Origin of the sequence: Mesorhizobium sp. M7A.F.Ca.CA.001.08.2.1 (assembly GCF_003998455.1) — a bacterium.
GTDB classification, from domain to species: Bacteria; Pseudomonadota; Alphaproteobacteria; order Rhizobiales; family Rhizobiaceae; genus Mesorhizobium; species Mesorhizobium ciceri.
Window position 1 is genome coordinate 1 of record NZ_RZPW01000842.1, and the last position, 2,528, is coordinate 2,528.

At 63.1% G+C, this 2,528-nt stretch carries 3 protein-coding genes; 1 reads left to right on the forward strand and 2 read right to left on the reverse strand.

Annotated features, from left to right (window positions below):
* A partial coding sequence (locus tag EN914_RS31845; protein ID WP_127389520.1) for a helicase HerA-like domain-containing protein occupies positions 1–838 on the forward strand: 838 nt, incomplete at its 5' end.
* Between the two features lie 32 nt (positions 839–870).
* On the opposite strand, the gene EN914_RS31850 is transcribed toward EN914_RS31845, so the two are convergent.
* Positions 871–1,695, reverse strand: a complete 825-nt coding sequence (locus tag EN914_RS31850; protein WP_013532670.1) for a L,D-transpeptidase — start codon at positions 1,693–1,695, stop codon at positions 871–873.
* A gap of 170 nt (positions 1,696–1,865) precedes the next feature.
* Positions 1,866–2,528, reverse strand: a 663-nt coding sequence (locus EN914_RS31855) for a haloacid dehalogenase type II (RefSeq protein ID WP_024505547.1), incomplete at its 5' end; no start/stop codon positions are given.

A 2,528-nucleotide genomic window follows, 5' to 3' on the forward strand; every position in this document is an offset into this window, starting at 1 on the left:
GATGAATCCGCGGCTCTACGCGACCTTCCTGCTATGGCTGATGTCGGAGCTGTTCGAGGTGCTGCCGGAAGTCGGCGACCCCGACAAGCCGAAGCTGGTGTTCTTCTTCGACGAGGCCCATCTTCTGTTCGACGAAGCACCCAAGGTGCTCATCGATCGCGTCGAACAGGTCGTCCGACTGATCCGCTCGAAAGGCGTCGGCGTCTATTTCGTCACCCAGAACCCTTTGGATATCCCTGAAAAAGTCCTGGCCCAGCTCGGCAATCGCGTCCAGCACGCGCTGCGCGCCTATACACCGCGCGAGCAGCAGGCAGTCCGGACGGCGGCCGAAACGTTCCGGCCAAATCCCGATTTCGACTGCATGACCGCCATTACACAGCTTGCCACTGGCGAGGCGCTGGTCTCGACGTTGGAAGCCAAGGGTGTTCCGTCCATGGTGCAGCGGACACTGATCCGCCCGCCATCCTCGCGGCTTGGGCCCATAACGGCCGCTGAGCGGCAAAAGCTGATCCAAGAAAGCCCGGTCGCCGGCCAGTACGATCAGGCCGTCGATCGCGAATCGGCTTTCGAAATGCTGCAGAAAAAGGCCAAGGACGCGCAGGATGCCGAAGAGCAGGCCCAGCAGGCCGGCAGCGGCGGCTCGCGCTGGACCATTCCGGGCTTCGGCAATGACGATCCCGCGCCGCAATCCGGTGGCAGGCGCACATCTGCACCGCGCCCGTCCAACCGCCAGACGGTCGCAGAGGCGGCGATCAAGTCGGTGGTGCGCTCGGTCGGCTCCTCGGTCGGTCGGGCAATCGTGCGCGGCATTCTGGGGAGCTTGTCGCGCGGACGGTGACTGGAGGCAGCGGGCGCCGCTGCCTAGTCAGCTCAGAAAATCGAATTCGTGATCGCCTTGACCGGTCCAAGCAGCACCGAACCGTCCGGCACGCCGGCATCGATCGGGATCGCCTGTCGGTTGGCCGTCGCCACCATGGGTTGGCTGGCGTCGCTGGTCACGATGACCGGCGTCTTCGAGGGCACGCGATCATAGAGGTCGATAATGTCCTGGTTCATCAGACGCACGCAGCCTGACGACACCGACTTGCCGATCGAGCGCCACTCCGGCGAGCCGTGCAGACGGTAGAGCGTGTCGACATTGCCCTGGAACAGATAGAGCGCGCGTGCACCGAGCGGGTTCTTCAGGCCGCCGGGCATGCCGCCATTGTCGGCGCTGTAGGGTTTCAGTTCCGGCTGGCGGGCTATCATTTCGTCCGGCGGCGTCCATTTTGGCCATTTCTGCTTCCACTGAACGACGGCGTCGCCGGACCATTCGAAGCCGGCGCGGCCAAGGCCGACACCGTAGCGTATCGCCTGACCGCCTGGACGAACCAGATAAAGGAAGTGGCCGGTCGTATCGACGACTATGGTTCCCGGCTTCTGTCCCGTCGGGTCGGGAACGATCTGACGCAGGAATTGCGGATCGATCTTGTCGACTGGGATGGCCGGCAAATCGAAGCCGCCGTCGCTGACTGCTGCATACATCGTCACATAATCGGCCAGAGGCGGCTCGACATAGGTTGGTGGCGGCGGCTCGACCGGACCCGGCCCGGTGGTGGCGCATGCGGAAACCGCGATCGAAGCGGCGCCCAGGGCTGCGGCATTGAGAAAGCCGCGACGGCTCAGGCGAAAAGATTCGATTTCGGTTATGGACATGGTTGCCTTCTTTAAGTCTCAAATCGCAACAAAGCGTGAATTCGCCGACAGTTACGCGGGTGCCTGACAACACCTGGGGCGATAGGCGGTTCCGATTCTGGCCCGAACGTGGGCAAAGAAAGGCGAAGCTGTGACCAGGCTGCTACTGTGGCGCCAGAGACACAGGTCTCTTAGCTGCCGGGCACAAGGGCTTCGAGCGACGGCAGGATCAGGGCCGGTGGGAAGTCCCGGTATTCTTCGGGCTGGTTGGAGCGGTTGATCCACACCGTGCGAAAGCCGAATTTGGTGGCGCCTGCAATGTCCCAGCGATTGGACGACTGGAAGGAAACCGCGCCGGGGTAGAGGCGCCAGCCGGTGGCGACCATGTCGTAGACCGCCGGATCGGTCTTGAAGCGCCGCACCGTATCGACGGAATAGATATCGTCCAGAACCTGGTCGAGCGCGGCGGATTTGACCGCCGCCTGCAGCATTTCGGGCGAGCCGTTGGACAGGATCGCCAGCCTCGCTCCCGAAGCCTTGAGCGCCTTGAGCACGGCCGGCACTTCCGGATAGCAATCGAGCCGCCAATAGGCATCCAGCAATATCGCCTTGAGACCGGGGTCGGCCGAGGGAACCTTGCGCAAGGCGAAATCGAGCGCCTGTTCGGTCAGTTGCCAGAAATCGGCATAGGCGCCCATCAGCGTGCGCACCCAGGAATATTCGAGCTGTTTGGCGCGCCAGATCTCGGACAACAATTGGCCGTCCGGCCCGATCCGGTCGGCATGACGGCGCACGGCGGCATGCACGTCGAACAGCGTGCCATAGGCGTCGAAGACATAGGCGGCGTATTGCAT

Coding starts and splice junctions, on each gene's coding strand:
- EN914_RS31850 (WP_013532670.1), bottom strand. CDS start 1,695: ATGTCCATAACCGAAATCGAATCTTTTCGCCTGAGCCGTCGCGGCTTT.